This window comes from Thiothrix winogradskyi (genome assembly GCF_021650935.1).
In the GTDB taxonomy this organism is placed as follows: domain Bacteria; phylum Pseudomonadota; class Gammaproteobacteria; order Thiotrichales; family Thiotrichaceae; genus Thiothrix; species Thiothrix winogradskyi.
The window spans coordinates 3,706,208-3,731,702 of record NZ_CP091244.1; the positions used below are offsets into that span (position 1 = coordinate 3,706,208).

The window sequence follows — 25,495 nt, forward strand, 5'->3', positions numbered from 1 at the left end:
CTCGCTGTTTGGACTATATGACTATAGAACAGAATGCACTGATTCCACCATTGGAGATGCTCATGCAGAGACTAGCCGAAGTTGACATATTCCTCACCGACCTCAACGGCATCCTGCGTGGCAAACGTTTACCCCTAGTTTTATTGGAAAAAGTCCTCAAAGAAGGCTACAAAATGCCGCGCTCGGTATTGGGTGTGGATATTTGGGGGGACGATGTAGCCGCCAACGGCTTGGTGTTTGAAACCGGCGATAGCGATGGCATTTGCCAACCTCTACCGCAAACCCTCAGCCCGATTCCCTGGCTGGATGGCAAGCACCAACAAATGCTTGTCACCATGTTTAACCCCGACGGCTCACCGTTCGGTGCTGACCCGCGTCAAATCTTGCAAGCCGTTCTCCAGCGTTATGCCAAACATGGCTTGACCCCTGTGGTCGCGGTAGAACTGGAATTTTACCTGTTTGATGCCAATTCCACCCACCAAGAATACCCCACGCTTTCCCCACTCATGCCGCGCAGTCACGCCAGCCAACCGCCCGACAGTTATGCCATGCACGATCTGGATAACTTCCGCGCATTGTTAGGCGACATTCGCAGTGCTTGTGAGCAGCAAGGCATTGTTACGGGGCCGGTGATTGCCGAGTTCGGCGAAGGTCAATTTGAAATGAACCTCGCCCATGAAGCCGATGCGTTGGCTGCGGCTGATCATGCCATTCTCTTCAAACGCACCGTCAAAGCCATCGCGCAACAACACCAGCACCTCGCCAGTTTCATGCCCAAACCGTTTGGCGACAAAAGTGGCAGCGGTTTCCACCTGCATTTCAGCCTACTGGATGCAGCGGGTAACAATATTTTTGACAATGGCACACCCCAAGGCAGCGAAAAACTAACGCAAGCGGTGGCAGGCGTGTTGAACGCCATGCAAGATTCCATGCTGATTTTCGCCCCCAGCCTCAACGCTTACCGCCGCTTGCTACCGGATAGCCTTGCCCCCGTGGCGTTGAACTGGGGCTACGAAAACCGCACCGTGGCAGTGCGCATTCCCGACAGCCCCAATGAAGCGCGGCGCATTGAACACCGGGTTGCAGGGGCGGATGCCAACCCTTATTTGGTACTCGCCGCGATACTCGCCGCCGCCCTGCACGGCATCGAACAGCAACTCACCCCGCCCCCTGCCTACCAGGGCGATACAGCCCAAGACACCACTACCCAACGCCTGCCTAGCCAATGGTTGGAAGCGATTCAGACATTTGAAACCAGCAGCTTAATGCGGGAATTGCTAGGAGATGAGTTTGTAAGGGTCTTCACCGCCATCAAACGCCAAGAATTCGCCAAACTCGCCCGCCGGGTAAGCGATGCCGAATACCAAACCTACCTTGGGGTGCTGTAATGACGTGCCATGTGAACTCCTATTACGCTGCCAGTGCCAACGCTGCACCGCTTCGTCCTGCTTTGCAAGGCACGGTTGAAGCGGATGCTTGCGTGATTGGTGCAGGCTTTACCGGGCTATCCAGCGCCCTGCATCTGGCACAACATGGCTATCAAGTGGTGCTGTTGGAAGGCGATTGCGTCGGTTTTGGTGCATCCGGGCGTAATGGCGGGCAAATCGTCAACGGTTACAGCCGGGATTTAGAGGTCATTGAACAGCGTTTCGGCAAGATTGCCGCGCAAGCCTTGGGAGCCATGTCGCTGGAAGGTGGGGACATCATTCGTGGACTGGTTAAGGATTACAACATTGCCTGTGATTTGCGCCCTGACAATGTGATTGCAGCCTTCAACGCCAAGCAAATGCAGGAACTGGAACACACCAAGCACAATTGGGAACAGCACGGACATCCTGGGTTGGAAATGCTCGACCAAGCGCAATTGCAACAACACGTTACCACGGATGCTTATGTCGGCGGCTTGATCGACAAACGCGGCGGACACTTGCATCCCTTGAACCTGTGCCTCGGCGAAGCGGCTGCGATTGAATCACTCGGCGGGCGTATCTTTGAACAATCGCGTGTCACCAAGGTCGATCGCAGCAGCGCCAATCCAGTCGTGCATACCGCACAAGGTAAGGTCAACGCCCGCTACGTCGTGGTGTGTGGCAATGCTTATCTTGGCGAGGCCGTGCCTGAATTGACCGACAAAATCATGCCGGTCAGCACCCAGATCATTACCACCGAAGTATTGGGTGAAGCCGTATGTAAACGCCTGATGCCCAGCCAGACTTGCGTGGAAGATGCCAATTACATGCTGGATTATTACCGCATGACCGCCGACCACCGCCTATTGTACGGGGGTGGTAGCACGTATGGCGGCGCAGAACCCGGCGATATTATTGCCAAACTTCGCCCGCATCTGGAGCGCACTTTCCCTTCCCTGAAAGAGGTCAAGGTCGAGTTTGCGTGGAGCGGGAATTTTGCCCTGACCTTAACGCGGATACCGCACTTCGGGCGTTTGGGCAGCAATATTTATTTTGCGCATGGCTACAGCGGGCATGGCGTCACCTGTACTCATTTGGCTGGCAAGCTTATTGCAGAGAGTTTGCACGGTGATGCCAGCCGCTTCGACAGTTTTGCCACCTTACCGTATTACCCCTTCCCCGGCGGACGAACGTTACGTGTACCCCTCACGGTATTGGGGTCATGGTGGTACATCATGAGGGATCGACTGGGTATTTGAGCGATAACATTTAAATAGGAGGAGATTTACATGCAATTCAAACAACTGGCATTAGCCATTGCCTTAGCTGTTACGGCAGTCACCCCTACCTTGAGCAATGCTGAAGAAAAAGTGCTGAACATCTATAACTGGTCTGATTATTTCGACCCCGCTTATTTGAAGAAATTTGAGGAAAAGACCGGCATCAAGGTCAACTACGACGTGTACGATTCCAACGATGTACTCGAAGCCAAGTTAATGGCAGGTGGCAGCGGTTATGATTTGGTAGTTCCCTCCAACGCGAATCTGGAACGCCAAATCAAGGCGGGCATCCACGCCCCCGTGGATAAAACTAAACTCAGCAATTACGCCAATCTGGACGAACAATTGAAAACAGCGGTGGCTAAATTCGATACCGACAATGCCCATGCCGTGCCGTATACGTGGGGAACCGTAGGCATTGCCTATAACACCCAAATGATTGCCAAACGTCTGGGGGATGCACCCTTAGACAGTTGGGATGCCTTATTCAAACCGGAAACCGCTGCCAAACTCGCTGATTGCGGGATTGCCGTGATGGATTCCGCCTCGGACATGATGCCACTGGCGCTGCATTACCTTGGCTTAAACCCCAACAGCGAAGAAACGGCTGATTTGGAAAAAGCCACCGACTTAATGAAATCCGTGCGCAGCTCCATCAAATATTTCCACTCATCCAAATCCATTGCCGACTTGGCGAATGGCGAAATCTGCATGGCGGTCGGTTTTAACGGCGATATGTTGCAAGCCAAAGACCGTGCTGTAGAAGCCAAAAACGGTAACGAAATAAAATACATCATTCCCAAAGAAGGCGCGATCCTGTGGTATGACTCGATGGTGATTCCGGCGGATGCCAAGCATAAAGAAGCAGCCCACCAATTCATGGACTTTGTATTGGAACCGGAAACTGCCGCTTCGATTTCCAACTTTGTATTTTATGCCGTTGCCAACAATAAAGCGGAAGCTCTGATTGACGATGAGGTAAAAAACGACCCCGGTATTTATCCGCCTGCCGAGATAAAAGCCAAACTGTTTGTGCAACAGGCTCACGGTGCTGCTTATGACCGTAAACTGTCCCGTGCGTGGTCTAGCATTAAAACAGGGCGTTAACCATGCCCCAAGCCTTTATCCAGCTTCAACAAGTCAGCAAACGCTTTGGTGAGTTTACCGCCGTCGATGGGGTAAGTCTTGATATTGCCGCCGGGGAGCTTTTCTGTCTGCTGGGTGGTTCGGGTTGCGGCAAAAGCACGTTGTTGCGGATGCTGGCAGGCTTTGAAGAACCCAGCAGCGGGCATATTCTGATCGACGGGGTAGATATGGCAGGCATTCCGCCCTGGAAACGCCCAGTCAATATGATGTTCCAGTCCTACGCGCTGTTTCCGCATTTGACGGTGGAAGCCAATATCGCCTTTGGCCTGAAGCGCGAAGGCTTACCCCAACGCGACATCACCCAGCGGGTCACGGACATGCTGGAACTGGTGCAATTGCGACCCTATGCCAAACGCAAACCCGACCAACTTTCCGGAGGACAATGCCAGCGGGTGGCGCTAGCGCGTGCCTTAATCAAACGCCCCAAAGTGCTGTTGCTGGATGAACCATTGGGCGCACTGGATAAAAAATTGCGCGAAGAAACCCAGTTTGAGTTGAGCAAGCTGCAAGAAAATCTGGGGATCACCTTCGTCATGGTCACGCACGATCAGGAAGAAGCCATGACGCTGGCCACGCGCATTGGCATTATGCATCAGGGCAAGATTGCCCAAGTCGGCGCACCCCATGACATTTACGAGTTCCCCAATAGCCGTTTGGTGGCGGAATTCATTGGGGCTGTCAACCTGTTTACCGGGCGCGTCACGCTGGATGAACCGAATGCCGCTGAAATCACCTCCGAGGAGGCAGACGGCATTATCCGCATTGAACACGGGATTAGTTGCGCCCCCGAACAACAGGTTTGGGTTGCTATCCGCCCCGAAAAAATCCAACTTTCCCATGCGCCCCCCGCGCAAACCACCAATGTTGCCGTGGGCATTATCGAAGAAATTGCTTACCGGGGGAGTAATTCCACCTTCAAAATCAGGCTCGATTCCGGCAAATCCATCCGTATTATCCGCACCAACCGCATTCGCCACGATGAAGATAATTTTGCATGGGATGACCGGATCTATGTGTATTGGAACTCGGCTAATTGCGTGGTACTCAATGTATGAAATGGGGTAGAGCTGCGGTCATTGCGATTCCCACCACTTGGTTGGTGCTGTTTTTCCTGATTCCGTTTGTGGTGGTGTTCCAGATTTCTTTTAGCGAACCGGCGCTGACTCAACCGCCTTACACGCCCTTATTGGAATGGGATGCTGAAAACAGTACCGCTAACTTCGCCATTCATTTCAGCAATTACCGTTTTTTGCTGGAAGATTCCCTGTATTGGGACGCTTATTTAAGCTCACTCAAAATTGCGACCATTTCGACCTTAGTTATTTTGATAGTTGCCTATCCGATTGCTTACCTGATTGCGCGTAGCCGCCGTTATCGCCTTGTCTTGCTGGCACTGGTGATTTTACCGTTTTGGTCGTCATTCTTGCTGCGGGTGTATGCGTGGATGGGTTTTTTAGGAAAAAACGGGGTAATCAATAATTTCCTGATGTCCATCGGCATTATCGACCAGCCCTTAACCCTGTTGAATACTGATTTTGCGGTGTATATCGGGATTGTGTATACCTATTTGCCGTTTATGATTTTACCCTTGTATGCCACGCTGGAAAAACTCGACGAAAATCTGCTGGAAGCGTCGGCGGATTTAGGTTCGCGCCCGTATCAAACCTTTTGGCATGTCATTTTTCCCTTGTCGCTACCCGGTATTATTGCGGGGAGTTTATTGGTGTTTATTCCTGTGATGGGGGAATTTGTGATTCCTGAATTGCTGGGCAGTGCCAATACGTTAATGATTGGGCGGGTATTGTGGGATGAATTTTTCCTGAATCGGGATTGGCCGATGGCGTCTGCCGTGGCTATTGTGATGCTGGCGGTATTGGTGTTGCCAATTATGCTGTTCCGCCGCACGCAGGGCGATGCTAAACGAGGTGGCGCATGAAACGCTATTCCACTTTCTTACTGATCGCTGCCACCTTGGGGTTTTTATTCTTGTACACACCGATTATTGCGTTGGTGATTTACAGTTTTAATGCCTCTAAGCTGGTCACGGTATGGAGCGGGTTTTCTACCCAATGGTATGGCGCGTTATTGCAGAATCAGCAGGTCATGGATGCTGCCGCTACCAGTTTGAAAATCGCGGTGATCAGTGCAACCTTGGCGGTGATTTTAGGCACGATAGCGGGTTTCAGCCTGTCACGCTTGCGCAAGTTTCGAGGGAAAATGCTGCTGGTGGGCATGGTGACAGCCCCGCTGGTAATGCCGGAAGTGATTACCGGCTTATCCTTGCTGCTGCTGTTTGTCGGCATGGAAAGCCTGTTTGGTTGGCCTGCCGAACGTGGCACTCTCACGGTAATTATTGCCCACACCACGTTCTGCATGGCATATGTGGCAGTGATTGTGCAAGCACGCCTGTCGGATATGGATGAGTCGTTGGAAGAAGCCGCGTTGGACTTGGGCGCACGCCCTGCATCGCTGTTTTTCCTGATTACCCTGCCCTTGATTACCCCCGCGCTCTTGTCAGGTTGGCTCTTGGCCTTTACGCTATCGTTTGACGATCTGGTTATCGCGAGCTTCACCTCTGGCCCCGGCAATAGCACCTTGCCGATGGTGATTTTTTCCAAAGTAAGGCTCGGTGTTAGCCCCGAAATGAATGCGCTGGCAACCATTATGATGGCAGTCGTTGCCATTGGCGTTTTAATCGCTGTGTGGCAGTTGTCGCGCAGCAAACCAGTAAAAAGGTAATCAAGCCATGCTGATTGGCATTCTGGAAACCGGACGTGCGCCGGATGAATTAATCCCCGAACACGGGACGTATACCACCATGTTTGCCGCCTTGTTGGGGCAAACCGACGCTGATTTACGCTTTCAGGTATTTGCGGTGATGGATGGCGAATTCCCGGATTCGCCACAAGCCTGTGACGGCTGGTTAATCACCGGCTCGCGGCATGGCGTGTACGATGATTTGCCCTGGTTAGAACCGTTAAAGGTATTGATCCGCCAGATTCAACAGGCACAAGTGCCGTTAATTGGCATTTGTTTTGGGCATCAAATAATGGCGGAAGCCTTGGGTGGCAAAGTGACCAAAGCACCGCAAGGCTGGGGCGTCGGGCGGCATCACTATCAGGTAGAGCAATCTTTGCCGTGGATGGGTTCAGCACCCGCCAACATCACCCTCAATGCCATGCATCAGGATCAGGTGATGGAATGTCCGCCGCAAGCGCGAGTGTTTCTGCAATCGGACTTTTGCCCGTATGCTGGGTTGGTTTATGGGACTTCAGCGTTCAGCGTGCAAGCTCACCCGGAATTTACGCTGGCGTTTGAACGTGCCTTGATTGAGCTGCGGGATGATGCGCCCTTGCCCCATGAGATTGCTGCACCAGCGTTGGCGGATCTGAATCAAGCCAATGCGGTTACGGACAGTGCTGAGGTTGCCCGTTGGATGGCGAATTTCTACATAATGGCAACCGGATAAGACCCCAGCACCCGCACCACTTCCGCCTCATCACGCAACGCCGCCAATGCGCCGCTGATGTCCGCGTCCTGCTCATGCCCACGCACATCCAAAAAGAAAAAGTATTCCCAATTGGTGGTGCGAGCCGGACGCGATTCAATCCGCGTCATATCCACACCATTTTCCGCCAAGGGTTTCAGCAAGTGATACAGCGAACCGGGGCGGTTACGGGTGGAAACCAACAACGACGTGCGATCATTGCCGCTGGGTGCAACCACCTGATCCCCAATCACCAAAAAGCGCGTGGTGTTATTGGGATTGTCTTCGATACTGTCCTGCACGATCTGCAAACCGTAAATCGGTGCAGCTTGACGGCTACCCAGTGCCGCCGCAGTATCATCGCTAGCAACCAAACGCGCCGCTTCCGCGTTGCTGCTGACCGGAATGCGTTCGGCATGAGGCAAATGCTTATCCAGCCAATAACGGCATTGCGCCAACGATTGCGCGTGTGCATACACTTTTTGCACGCCTTGCCAGTTTTCATGCCGACACATTAGGTTTTGATGAATGCGCTGGGAAATTTCTCCGCAAATCCGCAAACCCGACTGCATGAACATATCCAGCGTGTGCGTCACCACACCTTCGGTAGAATTTTCAATCGGCACAACCCCGTAACGCACCCGCCCTGCTTCCACTTCGCGAAATACTTGCGCAATCGAATCCACCGGCAACGTGCCGACATTCATCCCAAAATGTTTGAAGGTCGCTTCTTGGGTAAACGTCCCCGCTGGCCCCAAATACGCAATGCGCATCGACTCTTCCAATGCCAAACACGACGCAATCACTTCGCGGAACAAGTGCGTAATTTGCTCATTGCGCAACGGGCCAGCATTCAACGACTGCATCCGCGTGAGGATTTGCGCCTCGCGTTCGGGGCGGTAAAATTTCGCATTCGGGTCTTCCGCCAGCTTGGTGTGCGCGACTTCTTCGGCACAGCGGGCGCGTTCGTTCAACAACGCCAGCAACTGGGTGTCGAGCGCATCAATACGTTCACGCAAGGCAGCGAGTGCCGTATTCGTGGCGGAAACAGTCGTGTTACTCAAAGCAATCTTACCTTCAAAACGCCGGGAATCGCGGCTAAGGCTACCCGTGTATCTTCATTCACCACCGAATCCACGTCCATCAGCGTGTAAGCCATATTGCCTTTGGAATCGTTCAGCATGTGGGCGATATTCACGCCAGTCTGCCCCAGAACATGAGAAATTTTACCCAGCATATCCGGGTTATTCTGGTTTACCACCGCGATACGCGCCAGCCCAGTGCGGCGCAATTTCACATTCGGCAGATTGACGGAATTGCAGATATTACCGTTTTCGAGGTAATCGCGCACCTGATCAGCCACCATGATGGCGCAATTTTCTTCCGCCTCGCGAGTCGTTGCCCCCAAATGCGGTAAGGTCACGACACGCGGGTTGGCACGCAACGCATTGCTGGGAAAATCGCAGACGTAGGCGTATACCTTGCCGCTTTCCAAACCTGCCAATACCGCGCTATCGTCCAGAATACCGTCACGGGCAAAATTGAGCAGCACCACACCGTCTTTGAGCTTTTGCAGGCTTGCAGTATTGATCAGGTTACGTGTGCTATCAATCAGCGGGACATGGAAAGTGATGAAATCGGATTGTGCCAACAAAGCATCCAAATTGGGAGCAGCTTCCACGTCGGAATCGAGTTGCCAAGCGCGTTCGATGGTAATGGTCGGGTCGTAACCGATGACATTCATGCCAAGACTACGCGCTGCATTGGCGATTTTCACACCGATTGCGCCCAAACCGATCACACCTAGCGTTCGACCTGGCAATTCAAAGCCGGTAAATTGCTTTTTGCTTGCTTCAACCACGACGCTCATTTCAGCGTCTGTACCTTGCAAACCACGCACGAAATCCATTGCGGGGCCGATATTTCGGCAACCGATCAGCATTCCAGCCAACACCAACTCTTTCACGGCATTGGCGTTTGCACCGGGAGCATTAAATACCACCACCCCACGCTCAGAAAGCGTTTCAATGGGTACATTATTCGTCCCCGAACCCGCCCGTGCGACGGCTAACAAGTTGTCACTAAACGGATAATCGTGGAGTTTGAAGGAACGGAGCAAGATAGCATCGGCATCAATGGCATGATCAGAAACCGTGTAGCGGTCAGCGGGGAGGCGGTTCAATCCTTTGGGGGAAATGGCGTTGAGGGTTTGAATGTTGTACATGGGGGTATCCTTTCCTGTGGTGTTACCCCTCACCCCAACCCCTCTCCCTCAAGGGGAGAGGGGCTAAAGAGAGGAGAATATCTTTATCTTGTCCCCCCTCGCCCCTTGAGGGAGAGGGGGTTAGGGGGTGAGGGGTTCTTTACCCGTTCTTCTTCGCAAAGTCTTGCATAAAGCTGACCAACGTATCGACGCCTGCTTCTGGCATGGCGTTGTAGATGCTGGCACGCATCCCGCCGACGGAACGATGGCCTTTCAAGGTGGTTAAACCCTGTTGCGCCGCTTCACTGAGGAACGCTTTGTCGAGATCAGCATTTGCCAACGTGAACGGGACATTCATCCACGAACGGCAATCCGCAGCGACGGGGCTGTTGTAGAAACCGCCGGATGCCTCAATCGCGGTGTAGAGCTTTTGTGCTTTGCGTTCGTTGAGGGTTGCCATGCCTGCCAAGCCGCCTTGCTGCTTGATCCACTTGAACACCAAACCCGCCAAATACCAGCCATAGGTGGCTGGGGTGTTGTACATGGATTCGTTATCTGAGTGGATTTTGTAATCAAACATGGTCGGCGTACCGGGCAAGGTTTCACCAATCAAGTCATCCCGCACAATCACGATGGTCAGACCCGCCGGGCCAATGTTTTTCTGCGCACCGGCATAAATCAAGCCGAATTTGCTGACATCCAGTGGGCGTGACAGGATGGTAGACGACATATCCGCCACCAACGGCACATCACCTGTTTCAGGAACCCACGCAAACTCCACCCCACGGATAGTTTCGTTCGGGGTGTAGTGCAAATAAGCAGCATTGGCATCGCACGTCCAAGTATCAAACGCCGGAACGCTGGTGTAATTGCTCGCTTTGGTAGTAGCAACCACATTAACATTGCCGTAACGCTTGGCTTCTTTGATCGCTTTGGCTGACCAATCGCCGGTATCCACGTAATCCGCCGTGCCTTTGCCGCGCAATAGGTTTTGCGGAATCATCGCGAATTGGCTGCTTGCGCCACCTTGCAAAAACAGCACTTTGTAGTTAGCCGGAATACCCATGATTTCGCGCAAATCCGCCTCGGCTTCAGCAGCGATGGACATGTATTCCTTGCCACGGTGGCTCATTTCCATCACCGACATGCCACTCCCGTTCCAGTCCAGCATTTCGGCTTGGGCTTGTTCAAGGACAGATTGCGGCAACATGGCAGGGCCTGCGCTGAAATTGAATACTCTTTTCATGGGTGCTTATTCCTGATCGTCGGTTAAGTCTGTAGTGTCATCGTCAGCAGCATCGCTGGTATCGGTCAAAATCGGCGCAATCTGCACCAACTTTTCCCCATCATTGAGGCGGATCAGGGTCACACCCTGTGTATTGCGCCCCACGATGGAAACGTCAGCAACGGGGGTGCGCACTAGCGTACCACCGTCGGTGATGAGCATGATTTGGCAATCATCGCGTACCTGCACCGCACCGACCGCGTTACCGTTGCGGTCAGAGGTTTGGATCGCAATCACGCCTTGCCCGCCACGCCCTTGCTGCGAGAATTCTTCGGCACGGGTACGTTTACCGTAACCGTTTTCGGTGGCAATCAACAATTCGCCTTCGCCCAGAATGATCAGCGCGTTGACTTCTTGCCCATCATCCATGCGGATACCGCGCACGCCAGCCGCAGTACGCCCCATTGCCCGCACGTCGGATTCGTGGAAACGAATGGCTTTGCCGGAATTGCTGAACAGCATGACTTCGTTATCGCCATTGGTCACGGCAACATCAACCAATTGGTCGCCATCACGCAAATCAACCGCAATGATCCCAGCAGTACGCGGGCGTGAGAATTCCGTCAACGGGGTTTTCTTGACCGTGCCTTCCGAGGTTGCCATGAAGATGTATTTGTCTTCGGCGTATTCGCGAATCGGCAATACTGCGTTAATGCGTTCGCCTTCTTCCAGTGGCAGTAAGTTGACCATTGGCTTGCCGCGAGCACCGCGTCCGCCCATTGGCAACTGGTAAACTTTCAGCCAATACATGCGTCCACGGCTGGAGAAGCACAGCAAGGTGTCGTGCATACTCGCCACGAACAGTTTTTCGATGAAATCTTCGTCTTTCATCGCCGTCGCCGCTTTGCCACGTCCGCCACGTTTTTGCGCGCGGTAAGTGTCCAGCGTTTGCGCTTTGGCGTAACCGGCGTGCGAGAACGTGACCATGACTTCTTCGTCAGCAATCAGGTCTTCCATGCACAGGTCTTCGCCGACCACGTTGATTTCGGTGCGCCGTGCATCGCCGTAAGTATCACGTACCAGCAGCAATTCATCACGGATCACTTGCAGCAAACGGTCAGGGTTAGCGAGGATTTCCAGCAAATCGGCAATCTTTTCCAGCAATTCACGGTATTCGGCAAGGATTTTGTCTTTTTCCAAACCGGTTAAACGGTGCAAGCGTAAATCCAAAATCGCCTGTGCCTGCACTTCAGACAGCCAATAGCCATCGGGGCGCAAACCGTATTGTTCGGGCAAATCGTCGGGGCGACAGGTATCCGCACCGGCACGGCTGAGCATGTCGCTGACAATGCCTGCGTTCCATGCCCGTGACACCAAACCGAGTTTCGCATCGGTCGGGCTAGGTGCGGATTTGATCAGCGTAATAATGTCGTCGATGTTGGAGAGCGCAACCGCCAAGCCTTCGAGGATATGGGCGCGTTCGCGGGCTTTACGCACTTCAAAAATCGTGCGGCGCGTAACGATCTCACGGCGGTGACGTAAGAAGGCTGCCAGTATATCCTTCAAATTCAACAAGCGTGGTTGACCGTCGATCAACGCCACCATATTGATGCCGAACACGCTCTGCATCTGGGTTTGCTTGTAGAGATTATTGATGATGACTTCGCCGGATTCGCCGCGCTTGAGTTCAATCACCATGCGCATCCCATCTTTGTCGGATTCGTCGCGCAATTCGGAGATGCCTTCAAGCTTTTTCTCTTTAACCAGTTCGGCGATTTTTTCCAGCAAACGCGCTTTGTTTACCTGATACGGTAACTCGGTGACGATGATGGTTTCGCGGTGGGTGCGTTCATCGACTTCGACATTGGCACGGGCGCGAACGTAAATGCGACCTTTGCCAGTGCGGTAGGCTTCGCGGATGCCGCGTGCGCCATTGATAATACCGGCAGTGGGGAAATCAGGCCCCGGCAGGTATTCCATCAAATCGCTGATGTCCATATCGGGATCAGCCAGCAACGCGAGGCACGCATTCACGGTTTCGGTGATGTTGTGCGGGGGAATATTCGTCGCCATCCCGACCGCGATACCGGATGAACCGTTGATCAGCAGGTTAGGCAAGCGCGTGGGGAAAACGCTGGGTTCTTTCTCATTGCCATCGTAGTTGGGGACGAAATCGACGGTTTCTTTGTCGATGTCCATTTGCAATTCGTGGGCAATTTTGGACATGCGCACTTCGGTGTAACGCATCGCAGCGGGTGAATCGCCATCGACTGAACCGAAGTTACCTTGCCCATCCACCAGCATGTAACGCAGCGAGAACGGTTGCGCCATGCGCACCATTGTATCGTACACAGCGGTATCACCGTGCGGGTGGTATTTACCGATCACGTCACCGACGATACGTGCGGATTTTTTGTAGGGCTTGTTCCATTCGTTGCCGAGTTCGCTCATGGCAAACAACACACGGCGGTGGACGGGTTTCAAACCGTCGCGCACGTCTGGTAAAGCACGCCCGACGATGACACTCATCGCGTAGTCCAGATAGGACTGACGCATTTCATCTTCGAGATTAACCGGGATAATTTCCTTGGCAAATGTGGCCATATTATTGTTCGATCACCTAAATCATGAAGTGCGCGATTATACCAGAAAAAGTAAGGATGTGCGCATTTGCGTTAAGCGCTTTGATTGGCTAAGGCGCGTTCCACATCGGCTTCGGCAATCGGAAATGCCAACGTCACCAGCGGGAACCGCTCCGTCAGCCGTGCCAACTGGTGGGCATATTCACGGTCGTAAAACACCACCACACGCGTATCTGCAAAACGCTGCACCACCGCCATCATGGATTCCAAACTGCTGGTGCGATCACGAAAATCCGACTGGAAGTTGAATTCCGCCACAATCACCGCTGGCGTGTTTTTCTTCAGGAATTGCAGCACTTTGCGCATACTGGTTTCTCGCGCCACGGTGTAACCCATGCGCTGGTACAGCGGGGTAAAATCCGGGTAGCCGCCCAATTCGACAATACTCAGTAACAATTTTGCGGAGTCTGGCATTCGGTGTTTTCCTATTGAACAGTAGGGGTTAGTCGAGATACCAATAATAAAGATCTTTGAGAAGGAAATGGAGGCTGAACTCCCTACTGAAAAACCATTGTAACATTATGTTATTTCGGGTTTTTCCTTCTTTCACTTTCTTCACGTACCAACAAAAATACCAACACTAAAGAATCTACCCCATGTTTTACCACACTACTGTTTAGGTTGCTACGCCCTGCCCTTTGGTTGTGCCAGCCGTAGCGCCAGTTATCGCCCGCCCTGCCCTTGGATCCGGTTTTGCCTTTTTAGGTCGCCCGTGGGAAATAAAAAAAAGGTCATGGGGCTGGCACAGGTGTGAGAAATGTGAGGTTTTAAGAAAATAACGGGAAAGATGTTTTTATTCAATGGTTTACCTACTGTGAGAATCTCACACTTTTCTCACACCATAACTGTGAGAGGTGTGAGACTGTTTTTTATCATTATCTTTATAAACAATTACTTACCGTTATTTTTCACTATGTAAAATCTCACACCTTCTCACTGTGAGAACCTCACACTAATCTCACACTTTTCTCACAGTTGAAAACCGCTATAACACTATGAATATAAATGAGTTTTAGAAAACCTCACACTTCTCACATCTTCCCCACGGTATAGACCGCAATTTTTGTCTACCATGAATCAATAACTTACAAGCACTAAAATGCCCGATTTGTTGCTATGCAGCATGGATACCCTACCCGCCTTCCAAACGTACAGGCACAAAAAAACCGGGTCATTGCCCGGTTGTTTCTGTATTGCCCTGTTAGCCGGTCATGCTGCCAGTGCGTTAGCCTTCCCTTCTTTGTCGGAAAAGATAAAGCATTGCACTGACTTTTGTGTGATCGCTGAGTAAATGGATTTCTGTTCAATGAAGGGGTAACGCTTGCTTAGGCGCAATTCGCGCCGCAATTGCATCAAGTCCAGCGGCTTTTGTTTCATTTCCATCATGGCTTCATGGAACTGGTTGATGCTGATCGCAATGCGTGTGGGGTCTTTGCTGTGGTTCACCCTGATCTTGCCGCCCGCCTCCTCTTCCAAGTAGTGGTACATATCCCAGAATTCAGCCATTGCCGGGGTATCGGCTTCAAGGCATTGGTGGCGGTCGTTACAGCAGCCTTTCAGGTAGCTATCCAGTGCTTCCATATCAGAGGGCAGTAAGCCGCTTAAAATGCCGGTGGCTTTCAGTGCGTGGGCAATGCCCATGATTTGCGCGTGATTCTGGTTGATACGCTGGTTATTGAGCTTGTCATCTTTGCCCAAGTGCTGCATGGCAATCTGATAGCCTTCAAGGTACTTTTCCATGAAACGCTTCTCTTGGGTAATGCAGGCGGTCATGAAGCCGTTGATGTGTTCCATGTCCAGACTACGCAATTTTTCAGAGGCGTAACGCCCGTTGGTGCTGAAGTGCGATTTGTCCCAGTGGATCCGTACAATCCGTTCCATTACCGCCCGTTCGGATTCTACCGCCGCATTTTGCGCAATGATCAACGCACCTCTGAATGGTGGGTCACGGGTTTCATTGCCGCCGTTGCGCACACCTACCGCCCGCATCCCGCTTCCGTTGTATAAGCCCTTGGCTTCGTTCAAGTCGAATGCCTTTTTCTGGTGGCTGGCTTCGCTGCGGTCGCCTTCCATCAGGACTAAGGGCAAGTTGGCTAATTGTTCCAGTGAGCGCCAGCGTCCGGCATGGCTGGCTTTTGAAAGCTCTATACCTTCGTACCCTTCCCGCCCGCTTAACTTCCAAAGAAATTGCAGCAAGGTTGTTTTGCCCGTGCCGGGTTCGCCGGAAAGCTCCAAGAATGGGTAAGACGCTTGTTTCTTGCGTATCTGTTCGGCAAAAAACGAACCCGCCCAAAATGCCAACGCTGCCACGCCTTTCACACCAAACGCGGTTTTAAAGTCCTCTAGCCATAGTTGCGGCTGGTGAGAATCCTCTGCTTTGCCGATGGTAACGGTATCTTGCCGGAATGAGGTTTTTACCTGTCTACCGTCTGGCAGGTCGATAAAATCATCTTCATTCACCTGATGTAACACGCCATTGAATACCGCCTGTTTGGGGAATATCCAGCCGCCCAATTCACGCGCATAGCCCAAAAAGTTGATGGTCTGCACTTCGGGCAGATTGGCAGTATTGAACCAGTATTCTTGCTGGTGATATTCCAGTTGCTTGGTGTTGCCGGTGAACATGACACCCGCCGCCACGTTCAGCAGCCGATTCTTGAATTCATTGGCAGAGGCTAAGGCAGACGGTGAAAACACATCCTTGTAGGGTTTGGGCAAGCCGGGACGGGTTACGCGCATGTAATAAGCACTATCACCCGTTACCGTGTCTTTCTGGAAGTACAGGAATTCAGGCTTACAGTTGGCGATTTTCTCCACCTGTACCGGGTTGTCTTCCTGCTTCTCGCTGTACTTGGCGGCATACAGTTGATCTTCGTATTCAAAGGTAAAGCGGGTTCTGCCGGTACGCCCGGCAATTTGCAGCGCCTTGGCTTGTGGGTTGGCTGCGGTTAACAGTTTGCCGGTGTAGAACCATTCATCGAGTGCATCAAGCTGGATTTTGCCGCCTGAGGCTTTCAGCAGGTCGTTCCAGTCGCGTTTGTCTTTGTCGGGTGCGGTACATACGTCAACCTTTTCGCCCATGCGGGTAAGTTCACGGTAGAACTTGAGGTTATAGCGCTGCCCTGCTTTGTCGTTGTCCAGTGCCAACACCCACTTGATACCCTTACCCAAGTACGGCTTCAGGGAATGTTCGGGCCAGTTCGAGGAAGACATTAACGAAACGGCACTGTAACCCGATTGGATAAGCGAAAGTGCATCAAGGATACCTTCCACCAAAAACACGCGGTCGCCCTGCTTGGGGCTGAAGCCTGCCGGTTGCCACCACAAGCCCTTATAGCTGCCTTGGAAGTGTGCCTTTTTTGGCTTGTCGGGCATGTCGATAACGGTAATGAACCGTTCCCACCATACCGACCTGTCGGCATTCAAAAAGAACCGCACGGTTTCGGTTCCCTTGGGTTCGCGGATAGCATCACGCTCATAGCGTTGCGCTTGCATAAATTGCCCGACAAACAACTCAGGGTTCAAACCCCGTAAACGCAAGTAAGCCCGTGCGGTGGCGTTCGGGTCTTTCGGGGTGGCGGGGTATTGTTCATGCAGCGGCTTCCACAAATCGGGGTAGAGTTCGCGGGTATTCTTACCCCACCCGCATTTGTTTTCACGCCCACATTTAAGGTGGTGCGGTTCATTGGCACTGATGAATAGTTCTTTCTTGCTGCACTCAGGGCAAACACCTTCACGCAAAAACGCGCCTTTGTGTTTCATTCCATAATCAGCTTGTAAGCGTTTGACGATTTCAGCAACTTGCATGATTCACCCCACCGTTATTAAATTCTTTGAAAATGGCTGTAAAAACATCAAGGTCAAGCTGAAAAATCAAACGGACTGTTCTATAATTGAGTTTCGATGTTTTAACTATTGCGCCTTGGTTGTTAGCAGCAGCCAAGGCTTTTTTATTGGTGCTTTCCATAAATTACCCTCTTGCCTGATAAATCCATTCGTCAATTTCTGATTCTAACCATCTGCGCGTACTTGTGCCGTATAACGTGCCATAAGGGAAGGTTCCGGCTTTACGCCAGCGGTTTATGGTGCTTCTGCTGTATCCGGTTTTCATCACGATTTCATGCATATCAATCAGGCGGACACCGATAGGCATTTCAGGCTTTTGGTGCTGTAGTTTTTGCTTCCATTCTTGGAAATCAAAAGTGTTAATTTTTGCTAGGGTTTGCATGGTAAATACTCCAATGAGTGTTAAAAATGGGCAGAGGGTTATTAATCCCCTGCCCTGTTGGGTTAATTAAGCCTCTTCAGGTTGCAAATCATTTGGCAGTTGATCGGGGTTAATTTGCCGCAGTTCTGCCCATTCAATTGCTTCATCACGGGTGAGCGCTGTCAGCTTTTCACCGCCGGTACGTTCGCCACCGTCAAAGCTCTGAGAATATTGGCTCATTGCGCCGCCTTCACAGTGCAGGAAATAAGCGCCCTTAGTGGTCTGGTAAAGCGTTTCGCCCCACCACTGAAACTCAGTGTGTGCGCAATTGGCTGATACTGAGCAAAGTTCTGTAGCGGTTGCGGTGTTGTATGTCTTGCCGTTAATAATCTGTTTCATTTTGGGTTCACCTTCATGTTTTAAATAATGGGCAGAGGGTTATTAATCCCCTGCCCTGTTGGGTTCAGGCAAGTAAGTATTTAGCTTGACGGTTGCCGGGTTGATATTTCGGGTTTGCGACTAATACGCCGTCACACAATGCCCTTGATTGCCATTCAATCCAGATACGCTGTGTTTCATTGGCAGATAGTACTGTTAAGCCTTCGCCTCTTTGGTCATGCTTCCAGATAAATTTCTGTGTAGGCTCTTTTGCGTTGGTAATTTCCTTCGCTTTAATCACCTGAATCCATGCAGGATACAATTCATCAGAAACACGCTTTAGACGGTCATCTAGGCTAGATTCACCGTTCGTTCTAGTGGCTTCATCTAGGCTAGGTTGACTAGGTATACCTAGCCGTCTAGTCGCTTGTCCTAGTGGCTTGTGAGTGCCTAGATTCGCGTCCTTGCGCGGTACTGCACCATAGTCGTGAGGGGTAGGGCGGTCGGTCATTGGCATAACGATTTCTTGCGGGTATTTCCTGCGGTTTTCCGCTGCCAGCGACTCACTAGAACGCGATGGAATAAACCCGAACGTTCTTTCTGGTTTCGCTGGCAATTCGATTTCTGAATCTTGCCATTTGAAACGACTTGCAGTAGCAGGATTGCCAAACCCGATTTTAGAATCAGAATAAGGCTTGCCCTTAGTGCGAATTTCATAACCATCATCATTGAACGTTTCAGGATTATTCGGGGTAGGGCGGTTTAATTCATCCTTCGATAAATCAATAACGCGGTCATCTGTAAAATCATCTGGTGAAAATGTTTTACCCGTCATTTTGAAATATGAACCGTTCAAATCCTTCAGCATATCGGTGTAATGGCGAATGTTTTTCAATGTTCTGGACTCATTGAAAATAGTCGTGACGTGTATCAGTTCCAGTAGCAATGCCGCTATTAGGGTGATAATCATCACGCCACCATCAATAGATGTATTGAAAATCTGACTAGCGAATTTAGCAGGCGGGATAGCCTGTTCTGTTCGTTCGGCTTTCATTAATTCATGGTTAACCGCTTGCGCCTTAGAGGTTGCTTCAGCATTGCTTGCACGTTCAGCATTAGCCTGTTCCTTTAAAGAATCAACCATGCCTTTGTCACCATTACAATGAAACTTTGTTTCAGGATTGGTCTTTTTAGCTTGTTCGAGTTTAACCAAACAAGCGTTATACGACTTTTGAGCCTTAGCAATAGATTCGGCCATTCCAGACGCGCCACTATTAACAATGGTTGCACTGGTGAGTGATTTACCCATTGCGCTATTATCCGCTGCATGAAAACTCTTTACCTGCAAATTGGTACTTGCAGAAATGCTTTCGTAGTAAATGCCGCTAATAATCGCTAGTGCAATAATGAAATAGATAATGGTTTGAATCTTCCGGCGGTCATTAAAGCCATCTTTCGCTATCGCCTTGTAATTGAAGTGCTTCGCCAGACTTAACGCCGCTGGTACGCTTAGAGTGACGATAATCACCCATAGCATCCCCACAACATTGGTCTTATTAGCAAATAGGTAATCTTGCAGGGCGAATACCGACACGCCAGCAAATAATACGCTGGTAAACGATAGGTATATGAAAAACGTCGCAATACTCCATATTGACTGAGAAGTTTTAATGCCGTGCAAATCAGCTTTGTGCTGTTCCAATTGCGCGGTTGAACTGGTGATCTCTTGGAAAAGAGGGTAAGCGTTATTCAGATTCATGATTAAACCCCCATCCATGAAATTGTGTAAAGACCGACGATGTATAAAACACGTAGCAGGCTATTTGCCGGTGTTGTCCATAACGTTGTCACAATTGCCAGTGCTGCGAATACTGGGAACAGTTGATAAACCGCGTAAATGTAGTTATCGCCTGCCACCACGTCTGAGAAGTTCACGGCATAGAAAAGAACCGCCAGTGAGCCGATTCCATTGGTAACGTGCTTAAACAGTTCCGCACGTGCCGCAAAATCAGCGACGTGACGGAATAGATTGCCAGCCGTGCCTACATGCCCGTGGGTTTTTTCGATCTTGGAAGGGGATACGGTTAGGTGGTTGGGTTGGTTCATAATGAAGCCCTCCGATAACCACGTTTCAACATATCCGCCTCAATAGCAGCAAACGCCGCTTCACGGTTGCGCTTGTGTTGATCGTGCTGATAGCAGTCGATTACCCACGGCATACGCCCGCGACCTGACCACACCACGCCCTGATATTCGTATCGTGCGGGGTAGAGCTTGCCCGTGTGAATGCTGCGTATGGTTAGCGGTGAACCGTCGGGTTTGTACCAGTGCAAACCGCTGATGGTTGGCTCTGGCGTTACTGGTGCGACTGTTGACAGTGCAAACAGGTCTAGTTGATTGAGTGGCTTAGCCATGATTCACCCCCGCTGCATCAGTCAAGCCAGCACGGATACTTTCCGCTTTGACTTCATGCGCGTTGTCAGCGTAGACCGCGCTGTATGCGCCTAATCCCCAATGAGTAGCGGCATATTCGCGGTCTGTGGTGCATCCTGTGATTAGACGCAAGCCGTTGATAAGCTCAACTTTGATATAGAATTTCATGGTTGCACCTCCATTGCCTGCTTCAGGTTGGCATGGAGTTGTTCCAGTTCGCGCAACATCATCAGCACGTCATCAAGGCGACGTTGGGTATAGGCGGTAGCGTTCTCAGTGCCATACGCGCCCAAAAGCGTGCCGTTCATTGCCGAAAGGGCAGAATATGAGTAAATCTCTAGGCTGTTTGCTGCGCGGTTGATGTCTTGCAGGGTTCGCTTCAGGTCGTTCATAGCTTGCCTCCTTGCATCAGTTGCAGGGTGGGCTTGTGGTTGAGGACGTTGTGATTTATCCAACGTGCCCACAAGCCATTCAGCAGGCTTTGACGGTTGGCGGGTTTGGCGCGTTGAAGTTGCGCGTCAATGGTGGCTTGTGCCACTTTCAGGCGTTGCTCAAATGGCAGGGTAGAGGAGATAGTCATACAGATTTCTCCTCTGATTGGATGCCATACGCTGCATTGACCGCTGCAAAGGCTTCAGCCGCTTCAGGGGGAAGGTTGGCTTTCCATTGCGCGTGTTCTTCGGCTTGTTGCTGTTCCTTTTGGTGTTGGCAGTCAGTGAGCCATTGTTCATACAGGGTGGTTTCAAGTTCCTTTGCCGGTGTAACCGCTTCAAATGCACGATCAGCCGCCATTTGCAGTACTTCCACGGTGGAAAGCAGTTCGAGCGCGTTCACCAGTCGCATGGAATCAAGGCACACGTTCAACAGGTTGCCGATAGCTTCCAGTTCTTCGCGTAAATGTTCCACGTCACGATGGTGAGCGGGGGGATAGGTCTTGTTTGTGCCGTTAGGCGTTGTGATAACATTAGCTTTCATTTGCTGAGTTCTCTTAACTTCGATCAGTAAATGGGCTGTTTGGGTGTTGGAACCACCTTGCAGCCCGGATAAGCCCCGCTTCGTGCGGGGTTTGTTCGTTATGGCTTACGCCGCTTGTTTCTGTTCTTCCGCCTCCTTTGCCTGTCTCACAATGCGGACAAGTTCCGCGTTCATTGATCTATCCCCCGCCTTTGCCCGTTCCTTCACCCATTGGCTTAGTTCTGGTTCAAGGCGTACTGGGTACGGCTTTACTTGCTTGTCATTCATCCTTTCATTTCCTATCTATTAGATACAGACATAAGCATAAGGCAATCAGAAAATAGATACAAGTGCTATCTATAGCTATCTTTGATACAAATAGAGACATAACGGAAAATGGGAGGCATGAGCAAAGAACCACAACAGGTAAACCCGTATCCCATCAGGCTTACCAAAGAACTCAGGGAAAAACTTGATACCGCCGCGAAAGCCGCCGGTAGGTCACTGAATGCTGAAATGCTGCTAAGGCTTGAGGCTTCGTTCTCACAACTCCCAATGGATGACCAGCCACTTACCGCCGCGCAAGTGCGGGAACTGATACGGGAAGAACTCACCAAAGCGGGTAAGTAGGGAGTTCTGTTTTTAGTAGGCAAAGCGTTGCTGTAGCCCATACAATTGACTCCTATTGATGATAAAAATTAAGCAATGAAGCCCGGATGGTTGCCCCTTCCGGGTTTTTTGTCTGAGGGATTTGTAACAGAGATTTCTGCTATTTCGTCAAAACGTGTCGGAATGTGTCGCTATGTGTCGCTGTGGTTTTTTTGGTGTCGCCTGAATGCTTCCTTGAATGCTCTCCACTTCAACGGTCTACCAAGCTTCATGATAGCTTGTGAAGCTTCTCCTTCACCTTGAATGCTTAGCACCAGTGCTGGGCATAGTTCCGGGAGATTTGCCCATAATGATTTTGCTGTAACTTCTTTGTCTTTGAACTTTTCGTTTTGGTGGAATTCATGAATTGCATCATTAAGAAAATCATAGTGCTTTCCAATAGTCTGTTTTGCTGCCTTTTCTTGCTTTAATGGGTTCCTCAGTTCAACGTAGCGTTTCCATATATCTAAACAAGCTGCTACCCCATGAAAACAATAACCAGATTCACAGATTGAAAAAGTCTCATCAAAACAAACTGTAATATTCAGTGAAAGTCTTTCAATTTGAGCATCAATTTCTACATCTTCCAGCATCTTGCATGAATCAGCAGCCGTTCCGTAAGCTGGAAGATTGTAATCTCTTATCAATATGGCTAACGCAAATCTAAAGCCTTTTCTGACACCTTGTTTAATGGGTAATGGAAAAACAATGTCTCCAATTTCTTTAAGGCTCATTCTGAGCCGTGCATCATTGCGTATCGTTAAACCTGAATACCATTGCTGCAATGCAGCCCTATCCTTTTTATCTATTTGTTCAAGTGCAATGGGTATTAATAATGGTGAATATGCAGTTTTTACATAAAATTCTTTATGCCATTCTGGGAGCATATCCCACTTTTGACGGTGGCGAAAAGTAATGTTTTCCTCAATATAGTTGCGCCTAAGCTCAACTTCACGGGGTGTCCAATCACCTCCACTATCACGCCCCATAATAACGGGTTCCATAACATGGCTAAGAGTTGTTTCAGGCGCATTGAATATACTATCTGGCGTTTGGATTATTGGAGAATTGTTTGTATAACCAATGACCGAAAAGCCATCCTTGTCCAAAATCTTAGGATACTGTTTACTATTATCATTACCTTGTGTCATGCTTATCACTACCTGTCTCAGATCGTCGAAAAATCCATACAGGGAAACGCAAAAGGGAAGCCCGCCAGCTTCCCTTTTTTATTGTCCCCGACTTGGTGAAGGTAGAACCAAGGGGGAACGATTGCAACAGGTTGTTAAGGTTCACGCCCGCCCGTTGCGGGTGGTGGTGGTCACATCAGGTAGATTTTTCAAACCCTACGGCATAACCAAACACTAACCCATTCCTGCATGAAGCCTTGTAACGCTGCTTGAGCGTACCCGCTGCATCTTCAAACACATCGTAGATGCCCACTTGGTCTTTTTCGGCTTGTATCCGTGCCTGCCGACAAGCATCCTCATAGCTGGAATGGTGGGAATGTTGAACGCCTTCTCTGAATACTTTGAACATTGGATAAACCCCGGTCATAGGCTTAACAAGTTAGTCAGTGCCAAACGCCACTGGTGGGCAAGATTGACGCCATAAACACCGTTGGCATTATGCGCCCTTGCTTCAATGGTTGGTCTAAGCCGCTGCATACTGGCAAACGTGCGTTGCCATTGTTGTTGAAATGTCGCTGTCATATGTTTTCCTACGTCATCACGACGTTGGCAGAATCTCTAAAAGCAGGCTGGAACGTGCCAGCCTGCCAAGAGAATGAATTAAAACCGTGCTGGGATTCTTTGAACGTTTGCCTTTTTATCCGTTGCCGCAAAACGTTGAGCACCATTATCACCTTGTGTTTTTTTAGCCGCTGCTAATGCCAACAAATCACCCATTAGAACAACAGCTTTAGACTGTTTGCAGCCTGTATGCCGCTTGATAAGCTCTAAAGCATCATTATCAATTACATTTAAATTGGTTAGTTTTTCCATGACAGTTCCTTATTAACAATCTGTTTTATTTTCTGGGTTATTGGTGAAATTAAAGTAATTCAGATTACTGTTATTTCCTGTTGTTTTACTTAGCATGAGTGTTCTCATATCAGCAAATAGTGCTACTGCTGTTTTGTCCGTGCAGCCCGTATGCCGCTTAATCAGTGCTAAAGCATCATCATCCATTGCAAATGAAAGGCTTTCTTTACCGCTCATGCTGCTACCTCCATATTGTGTTGGCTTGAACGCTTCACTTTCTCTAGGTCTGATTGACGGTAAAGCACACGCCCGCGTTTGCGTATCTGCTGGTAGGGCAAGCCCAACGTTTCCACCGTTCGCGGGCTAACACTCAGATACCGCGCCGCCTCTGCCCTTGTTATGCTGAAACTGTCTTCGATCATGTCATGTTTCCTGTATTTCTATCACACCTAACACCATGCAATCTTTTTTGATGCTTTGCTAGCTTGTGGCTTTGTAAAGCCTACGCCTTACAAAGCCTCATGATTGCCTCATCACTCAATATCAGCTCATCATGCTTATTTAACATGTATGAGAAAAGGACGTTAGCATGAGAGACACGCAACAAATAGCGGATGAAATCAATTCAGTAATCGTTGAAATGGCAAGCCTTCCAGACTTACCACTGGATGTTATCAAGCAAATACCGAAAGCCAGCATTGCCGAAAAAAGCAGACTGGTTTTTCACACATCAATAAAAGAACATAGCGGAAGATTATCCTATTTGTCGCATGAGCTTAGAGAAGGGTTACAAGGCAATCCAAGCGAATACAGCTTTTTCAAAACCTTAGCTGATGGAATTGCAGAGAGAGTTAAAAACACACAAGAAATAGTCAATCAGCTTAACAGCGAAATTAACGATATAACCATTAACAGTGAAGAAAAAAGCAAGGCTTACACCCTATCACTCTTATCAGGTGTTAAAAGCTCAGATGATGCAATTGATATAAATCAAGCAATGATTGCCACTGAAACAAACCGTAAAAAGCATGGTCATGCTTCCACGGCCTTGACCTTGCTTGAACTGCAATATTCGGTTTACTTGGGCATCCTAAACGAAATCAGCAAAAAAGCCCGCCGTGCTGCTTACCATGCAATGCTTCCAGTGTTTGAGCAAAAACTTAATGACTTCGTTGTCGAGTTTTCAAACCTGCAAGGTGCTGCTTATGCTGCCTATGGGTGCGATTCCTCTGATTATGCTGTGCTTTGGAACGTCAACTTCAACAGATCGCAGTTGCACCAAAGCATCAGAGACATTAAGCAAAAATTAGAGCACATCCCGATTAGTGAAGAATACTTCAATAGTTTTACCGCCGAAACAGATGAACAATTGGCAAATTCTGGCTAAATTGTTCTTTTTTCTAGCAGTGCGTAAGAGTGCGTAATTCTGCGTACTTTTATGCAGTGGGTCGAACGACTGCGAGCCTGCGTCCTGCCTTGCTTGTGACGATTCTCAACCATG

Annotated in this window: 32 protein-coding genes; 9 read left to right on the forward strand and 23 right to left on the reverse strand. The window is 50.0% G+C overall.

Features of this window, described 5'->3' with window-relative positions:
- Positions 1–62 precede the first annotated feature (62 nt).
- From L2Y54_RS18315 to L2Y54_RS18345, 7 genes are read left to right on the forward strand one after another with little or no spacing between them, the layout of a single operon-like run.
- Complete coding sequence (locus L2Y54_RS18315; RefSeq protein ID WP_236498097.1) at positions 63–1,388, forward strand: glutamine synthetase family protein; 1,326 nt, start codon at positions 63–65, stop codon at positions 1,386–1,388.
- Entirely contained in the window at positions 1,388–2,668 is a 1,281-nt protein-coding gene (locus L2Y54_RS18320) for an NAD(P)/FAD-dependent oxidoreductase (RefSeq protein ID WP_236498098.1), read from the forward strand. The genes L2Y54_RS18315 and L2Y54_RS18320 overlap by 1 nt, the downstream gene beginning before the upstream one ends.
- 30 nt (positions 2,669–2,698) lie before the next feature.
- Complete coding sequence (locus tag L2Y54_RS18325) at positions 2,699–3,796, forward strand: polyamine ABC transporter substrate-binding protein (protein WP_236498099.1); 1,098 nt, start codon at positions 2,699–2,701, stop codon at positions 3,794–3,796.
- Between the two features lie 2 nt (positions 3,797–3,798).
- Positions 3,799–4,890, forward strand: coding sequence for an ABC transporter ATP-binding protein (locus tag L2Y54_RS18330; RefSeq protein WP_236498100.1), 1,092 nt, complete (start codon positions 3,799–3,801; stop codon positions 4,888–4,890).
- Positions 4,887–5,771: an ABC transporter permease subunit gene (locus L2Y54_RS18335; protein ID WP_236498101.1), complete on the forward strand. Its 885-nt coding sequence runs from the start codon at positions 4,887–4,889 to the stop codon at positions 5,769–5,771. The genes L2Y54_RS18330 and L2Y54_RS18335 overlap by 4 nt, the downstream gene beginning before the upstream one ends.
- The gene (locus tag L2Y54_RS18340; protein WP_236498102.1) at positions 5,768–6,574 is read left to right on the forward strand and encodes an ABC transporter permease subunit; all 807 of its coding nucleotides are present in this window, start codon (positions 5,768–5,770) and stop codon (positions 6,572–6,574) included. Before L2Y54_RS18335 ends, L2Y54_RS18340 begins: the two co-directional genes overlap by 4 nt.
- Before the next feature lie 7 nt (positions 6,575–6,581).
- Positions 6,582–7,304 (forward strand): glutamine amidotransferase-related protein, encoded by a 723-nt coding sequence (locus tag L2Y54_RS18345; protein ID WP_236498103.1) that lies wholly within the window; start codon positions 6,582–6,584, stop codon positions 7,302–7,304.
- Here the strand turns inward: L2Y54_RS18345 and pheA are convergent.
- The 17 genes from pheA to L2Y54_RS18430 all read right to left on the reverse strand — a co-directional run bounded on the left by pheA (position 7,283) and on the right by L2Y54_RS18430 (position 21,652).
- Entirely contained in the window at positions 7,283–8,386 is a 1,104-nt protein-coding gene (gene pheA / locus L2Y54_RS18350) for a prephenate dehydratase (RefSeq protein WP_236498104.1), read from the reverse strand. The genes L2Y54_RS18345 and pheA overlap by 22 nt on opposite strands.
- Positions 8,383–9,546, reverse strand: coding sequence for a phosphoglycerate dehydrogenase (locus tag L2Y54_RS18355; RefSeq protein ID WP_236498105.1), 1,164 nt, complete (start codon positions 9,544–9,546; stop codon positions 8,383–8,385). The genes pheA and L2Y54_RS18355 overlap by 4 nt, the downstream gene beginning before the upstream one ends.
- Positions 9,547–9,685: 139 nt before the next feature.
- Entirely contained in the window at positions 9,686–10,771 is a 1,086-nt protein-coding gene (serC, locus tag L2Y54_RS18360; protein WP_236498106.1) for a 3-phosphoserine/phosphohydroxythreonine transaminase, read from the reverse strand.
- A gap of 6 nt (positions 10,772–10,777) precedes the next feature.
- Entirely contained in the window at positions 10,778–13,354 is a 2,577-nt protein-coding gene (gyrA, locus tag L2Y54_RS18365) for a DNA gyrase subunit A (protein ID WP_236498107.1), read from the reverse strand.
- Between the two features lie 71 nt (positions 13,355–13,425).
- A complete protein-coding gene (locus L2Y54_RS18370) occupies positions 13,426–13,806 on the reverse strand; it encodes a hypothetical protein (protein ID WP_236498108.1) in 381 nt (126 codons plus the stop codon).
- A 795-nt stretch (positions 13,807–14,601) separates the two neighbouring features.
- Complete coding sequence (locus L2Y54_RS18375; RefSeq protein ID WP_236498109.1) at positions 14,602–17,199, reverse strand: toprim domain-containing protein; 2,598 nt, start codon at positions 17,197–17,199, stop codon at positions 14,602–14,604.
- Complete coding sequence (locus L2Y54_RS18380; protein WP_236498110.1) at positions 17,186–17,359, reverse strand: hypothetical protein; 174 nt, start codon at positions 17,357–17,359, stop codon at positions 17,186–17,188. Before L2Y54_RS18380 ends, L2Y54_RS18375 begins: the two co-directional genes overlap by 14 nt.
- A gap of 3 nt (positions 17,360–17,362) precedes the next feature.
- Positions 17,363–17,620, reverse strand: coding sequence for a helix-turn-helix transcriptional regulator (locus L2Y54_RS18385; RefSeq protein WP_236498111.1), 258 nt, complete (start codon positions 17,618–17,620; stop codon positions 17,363–17,365).
- Positions 17,621–17,686: 66 nt separating this feature from the next.
- Positions 17,687–17,998 carry a hypothetical protein gene (locus L2Y54_RS18390; RefSeq protein WP_236498112.1) on the reverse strand — a complete coding sequence of 104 codons (312 nt, stop codon included), beginning with the start codon at positions 17,996–17,998 and terminating at the stop codon, positions 17,687–17,689.
- 64 nt (positions 17,999–18,062) lie between these two features.
- Complete coding sequence (locus L2Y54_RS18395; protein WP_236498113.1) at positions 18,063–19,736, reverse strand: hypothetical protein; 1,674 nt, start codon at positions 19,734–19,736, stop codon at positions 18,063–18,065.
- A gap of 2 nt (positions 19,737–19,738) precedes the next feature.
- The gene (locus tag L2Y54_RS18400) at positions 19,739–20,083 is read right to left on the reverse strand and encodes a hypothetical protein (protein WP_236498114.1); all 345 of its coding nucleotides are present in this window, start codon (positions 20,081–20,083) and stop codon (positions 19,739–19,741) included.
- The gene (locus L2Y54_RS18405; protein WP_236498115.1) at positions 20,080–20,391 is read right to left on the reverse strand and encodes a hypothetical protein; all 312 of its coding nucleotides are present in this window, start codon (positions 20,389–20,391) and stop codon (positions 20,080–20,082) included. The genes L2Y54_RS18400 and L2Y54_RS18405 overlap by 4 nt, the downstream gene beginning before the upstream one ends.
- Positions 20,384–20,578, reverse strand: a complete 195-nt coding sequence (locus L2Y54_RS18410; protein WP_236498116.1) for a hypothetical protein — start codon at positions 20,576–20,578, stop codon at positions 20,384–20,386. Before L2Y54_RS18410 ends, L2Y54_RS18405 begins: the two co-directional genes overlap by 8 nt.
- Entirely contained in the window at positions 20,575–20,802 is a 228-nt protein-coding gene (locus L2Y54_RS18415) for a hypothetical protein (RefSeq protein ID WP_236498117.1), read from the reverse strand. Before L2Y54_RS18415 ends, L2Y54_RS18410 begins: the two co-directional genes overlap by 4 nt.
- Positions 20,799–20,990 (reverse strand): hypothetical protein, encoded by a 192-nt coding sequence (locus L2Y54_RS18420; RefSeq protein WP_236498118.1) that lies wholly within the window; start codon positions 20,988–20,990, stop codon positions 20,799–20,801. The genes L2Y54_RS18415 and L2Y54_RS18420 overlap by 4 nt, the downstream gene beginning before the upstream one ends.
- Positions 20,987–21,385, reverse strand: coding sequence for a hypothetical protein (locus L2Y54_RS18425; protein WP_236498119.1), 399 nt, complete (start codon positions 21,383–21,385; stop codon positions 20,987–20,989). The genes L2Y54_RS18420 and L2Y54_RS18425 overlap by 4 nt, the downstream gene beginning before the upstream one ends.
- A 105-nt stretch (positions 21,386–21,490) precedes the next feature.
- On the reverse strand, positions 21,491–21,652 hold the full coding sequence (locus L2Y54_RS18430) for an Arc family DNA-binding protein (RefSeq protein ID WP_236498120.1): 162 nt from the start codon (positions 21,650–21,652) through the stop codon (positions 21,491–21,493).
- Positions 21,653–21,769: 117 nt separating this feature from the next.
- On the opposite strand from L2Y54_RS18430, the gene L2Y54_RS18435 reads away from it, so the two are divergent.
- Positions 21,770–21,994: an Arc family DNA-binding protein gene (locus L2Y54_RS18435; RefSeq protein WP_236498121.1), complete on the forward strand. Its 225-nt coding sequence runs from the start codon at positions 21,770–21,772 to the stop codon at positions 21,992–21,994.
- Between the two features lie 170 nt (positions 21,995–22,164).
- On the opposite strand, the gene L2Y54_RS18440 is transcribed toward L2Y54_RS18435, so the two are convergent.
- The 6 genes from L2Y54_RS18440 to L2Y54_RS18465 all read right to left on the reverse strand — a co-directional run bounded on the left by L2Y54_RS18440 (position 22,165) and on the right by L2Y54_RS18465 (position 24,416).
- A complete protein-coding gene (locus L2Y54_RS18440; RefSeq protein ID WP_236498122.1) occupies positions 22,165–23,163 on the reverse strand; it encodes a hypothetical protein in 999 nt (332 codons plus the stop codon).
- Between the two features lie 175 nt (positions 23,164–23,338).
- Positions 23,339–23,551 (reverse strand): hypothetical protein, encoded by a 213-nt coding sequence (locus L2Y54_RS18445; protein ID WP_236498123.1) that lies wholly within the window; start codon positions 23,549–23,551, stop codon positions 23,339–23,341.
- Positions 23,552–23,565: 14 nt separating this feature from the next.
- Complete coding sequence (locus L2Y54_RS18450; protein ID WP_236498124.1) at positions 23,566–23,724, reverse strand: hypothetical protein; 159 nt, start codon at positions 23,722–23,724, stop codon at positions 23,566–23,568.
- A 78-nt stretch (positions 23,725–23,802) separates the two neighbouring features.
- Positions 23,803–24,015, reverse strand: coding sequence for a hypothetical protein (locus L2Y54_RS18455; RefSeq protein WP_236498125.1), 213 nt, complete (start codon positions 24,013–24,015; stop codon positions 23,803–23,805).
- Positions 24,016–24,027: 12 nt separating this feature from the next.
- Positions 24,028–24,231, reverse strand: a complete 204-nt coding sequence (locus tag L2Y54_RS18460; protein WP_236498126.1) for a hypothetical protein — start codon at positions 24,229–24,231, stop codon at positions 24,028–24,030.
- Positions 24,228–24,416 carry a helix-turn-helix domain-containing protein gene (locus L2Y54_RS18465; protein WP_236498127.1) on the reverse strand — a complete coding sequence of 63 codons (189 nt, stop codon included), beginning with the start codon at positions 24,414–24,416 and terminating at the stop codon, positions 24,228–24,230. Before L2Y54_RS18465 ends, L2Y54_RS18460 begins: the two co-directional genes overlap by 4 nt.
- Positions 24,417–24,583: 167 nt before the next feature.
- On the opposite strand from L2Y54_RS18465, the gene L2Y54_RS18470 reads away from it, so the two are divergent.
- Positions 24,584–25,381 (forward strand): hypothetical protein, encoded by a 798-nt coding sequence (locus L2Y54_RS18470; protein ID WP_236498128.1) that lies wholly within the window; start codon positions 24,584–24,586, stop codon positions 25,379–25,381.
- Positions 25,382–25,495: the final 114 nt, after the last annotated feature.

Bases quoted from the DNA above. Each gene is read 5' to 3' on its own strand.
- L2Y54_RS18315 (WP_236498097.1), top strand. From the start codon at position 63: ATGCAGAGACTAGCCGAAGTTGACATATTCCTCACCGACCTCAACGGC.
- L2Y54_RS18320 (WP_236498098.1), top strand. From the start codon at position 1,388: ATGACGTGCCATGTGAACTCCTATTACGCTGCCAGTGCCAACGCTGCA.
- L2Y54_RS18325 (WP_236498099.1), top strand. From the start codon at position 2,699: ATGCAATTCAAACAACTGGCATTAGCCATTGCCTTAGCTGTTACGGCA.
- L2Y54_RS18330 (WP_236498100.1), top strand. From the start codon at position 3,799: ATGCCCCAAGCCTTTATCCAGCTTCAACAAGTCAGCAAACGCTTTGGT.
- L2Y54_RS18335 (WP_236498101.1), top strand. From the start codon at position 4,887: ATGAAATGGGGTAGAGCTGCGGTCATTGCGATTCCCACCACTTGGTTG.
- L2Y54_RS18340 (WP_236498102.1), top strand. From the start codon at position 5,768: ATGAAACGCTATTCCACTTTCTTACTGATCGCTGCCACCTTGGGGTTT.
- L2Y54_RS18345 (WP_236498103.1), top strand. From the start codon at position 6,582: ATGCTGATTGGCATTCTGGAAACCGGACGTGCGCCGGATGAATTAATC.
- L2Y54_RS18355 (WP_236498105.1), bottom strand. From the start codon at position 9,546: ATGTACAACATTCAAACCCTCAACGCCATTTCCCCCAAAGGATTGAAC.
- serC (WP_236498106.1), bottom strand. From the start codon at position 10,771: ATGAAAAGAGTATTCAATTTCAGCGCAGGCCCTGCCATGTTGCCGCAA.
- gyrA (WP_236498107.1), bottom strand. From the start codon at position 13,354: ATGGCCACATTTGCCAAGGAAATTATCCCGGTTAATCTCGAAGATGAA.
- L2Y54_RS18370 (WP_236498108.1), bottom strand. From the start codon at position 13,806: ATGCCAGACTCCGCAAAATTGTTACTGAGTATTGTCGAATTGGGCGGC.
- L2Y54_RS18375 (WP_236498109.1), bottom strand. From the start codon at position 17,199: ATGCAAGTTGCTGAAATCGTCAAACGCTTACAAGCTGATTATGGAATG.
- L2Y54_RS18380 (WP_236498110.1), bottom strand. From the start codon at position 17,359: ATGGAAAGCACCAATAAAAAAGCCTTGGCTGCTGCTAACAACCAAGGC.
- L2Y54_RS18385 (WP_236498111.1), bottom strand. From the start codon at position 17,620: ATGCAAACCCTAGCAAAAATTAACACTTTTGATTTCCAAGAATGGAAG.
- L2Y54_RS18390 (WP_236498112.1), bottom strand. From the start codon at position 17,998: ATGAAACAGATTATTAACGGCAAGACATACAACACCGCAACCGCTACA.
- L2Y54_RS18395 (WP_236498113.1), bottom strand. From the start codon at position 19,736: ATGAATCTGAATAACGCTTACCCTCTTTTCCAAGAGATCACCAGTTCA.
- L2Y54_RS18400 (WP_236498114.1), bottom strand. From the start codon at position 20,083: ATGAACCAACCCAACCACCTAACCGTATCCCCTTCCAAGATCGAAAAA.
- L2Y54_RS18405 (WP_236498115.1), bottom strand. From the start codon at position 20,391: ATGGCTAAGCCACTCAATCAACTAGACCTGTTTGCACTGTCAACAGTC.
- L2Y54_RS18410 (WP_236498116.1), bottom strand. From the start codon at position 20,578: ATGAAATTCTATATCAAAGTTGAGCTTATCAACGGCTTGCGTCTAATC.
- L2Y54_RS18415 (WP_236498117.1), bottom strand. From the start codon at position 20,802: ATGAACGACCTGAAGCGAACCCTGCAAGACATCAACCGCGCAGCAAAC.
- L2Y54_RS18420 (WP_236498118.1), bottom strand. From the start codon at position 20,990: ATGACTATCTCCTCTACCCTGCCATTTGAGCAACGCCTGAAAGTGGCA.
- L2Y54_RS18425 (WP_236498119.1), bottom strand. From the start codon at position 21,385: ATGAAAGCTAATGTTATCACAACGCCTAACGGCACAAACAAGACCTAT.
- L2Y54_RS18430 (WP_236498120.1), bottom strand. From the start codon at position 21,652: ATGAATGACAAGCAAGTAAAGCCGTACCCAGTACGCCTTGAACCAGAA.
- L2Y54_RS18435 (WP_236498121.1), top strand. From the start codon at position 21,770: ATGAGCAAAGAACCACAACAGGTAAACCCGTATCCCATCAGGCTTACC.
- L2Y54_RS18440 (WP_236498122.1), bottom strand. From the start codon at position 23,163: ATGACACAAGGTAATGATAATAGTAAACAGTATCCTAAGATTTTGGAC.
- L2Y54_RS18445 (WP_236498123.1), bottom strand. From the start codon at position 23,551: ATGTTCAAAGTATTCAGAGAAGGCGTTCAACATTCCCACCATTCCAGC.
- L2Y54_RS18450 (WP_236498124.1), bottom strand. From the start codon at position 23,724: ATGACAGCGACATTTCAACAACAATGGCAACGCACGTTTGCCAGTATG.
- L2Y54_RS18455 (WP_236498125.1), bottom strand. From the start codon at position 24,015: ATGGAAAAACTAACCAATTTAAATGTAATTGATAATGATGCTTTAGAG.
- L2Y54_RS18460 (WP_236498126.1), bottom strand. From the start codon at position 24,231: ATGAGCGGTAAAGAAAGCCTTTCATTTGCAATGGATGATGATGCTTTA.
- L2Y54_RS18465 (WP_236498127.1), bottom strand. From the start codon at position 24,416: ATGATCGAAGACAGTTTCAGCATAACAAGGGCAGAGGCGGCGCGGTAT.
- L2Y54_RS18470 (WP_236498128.1), top strand. From the start codon at position 24,584: ATGAGAGACACGCAACAAATAGCGGATGAAATCAATTCAGTAATCGTT.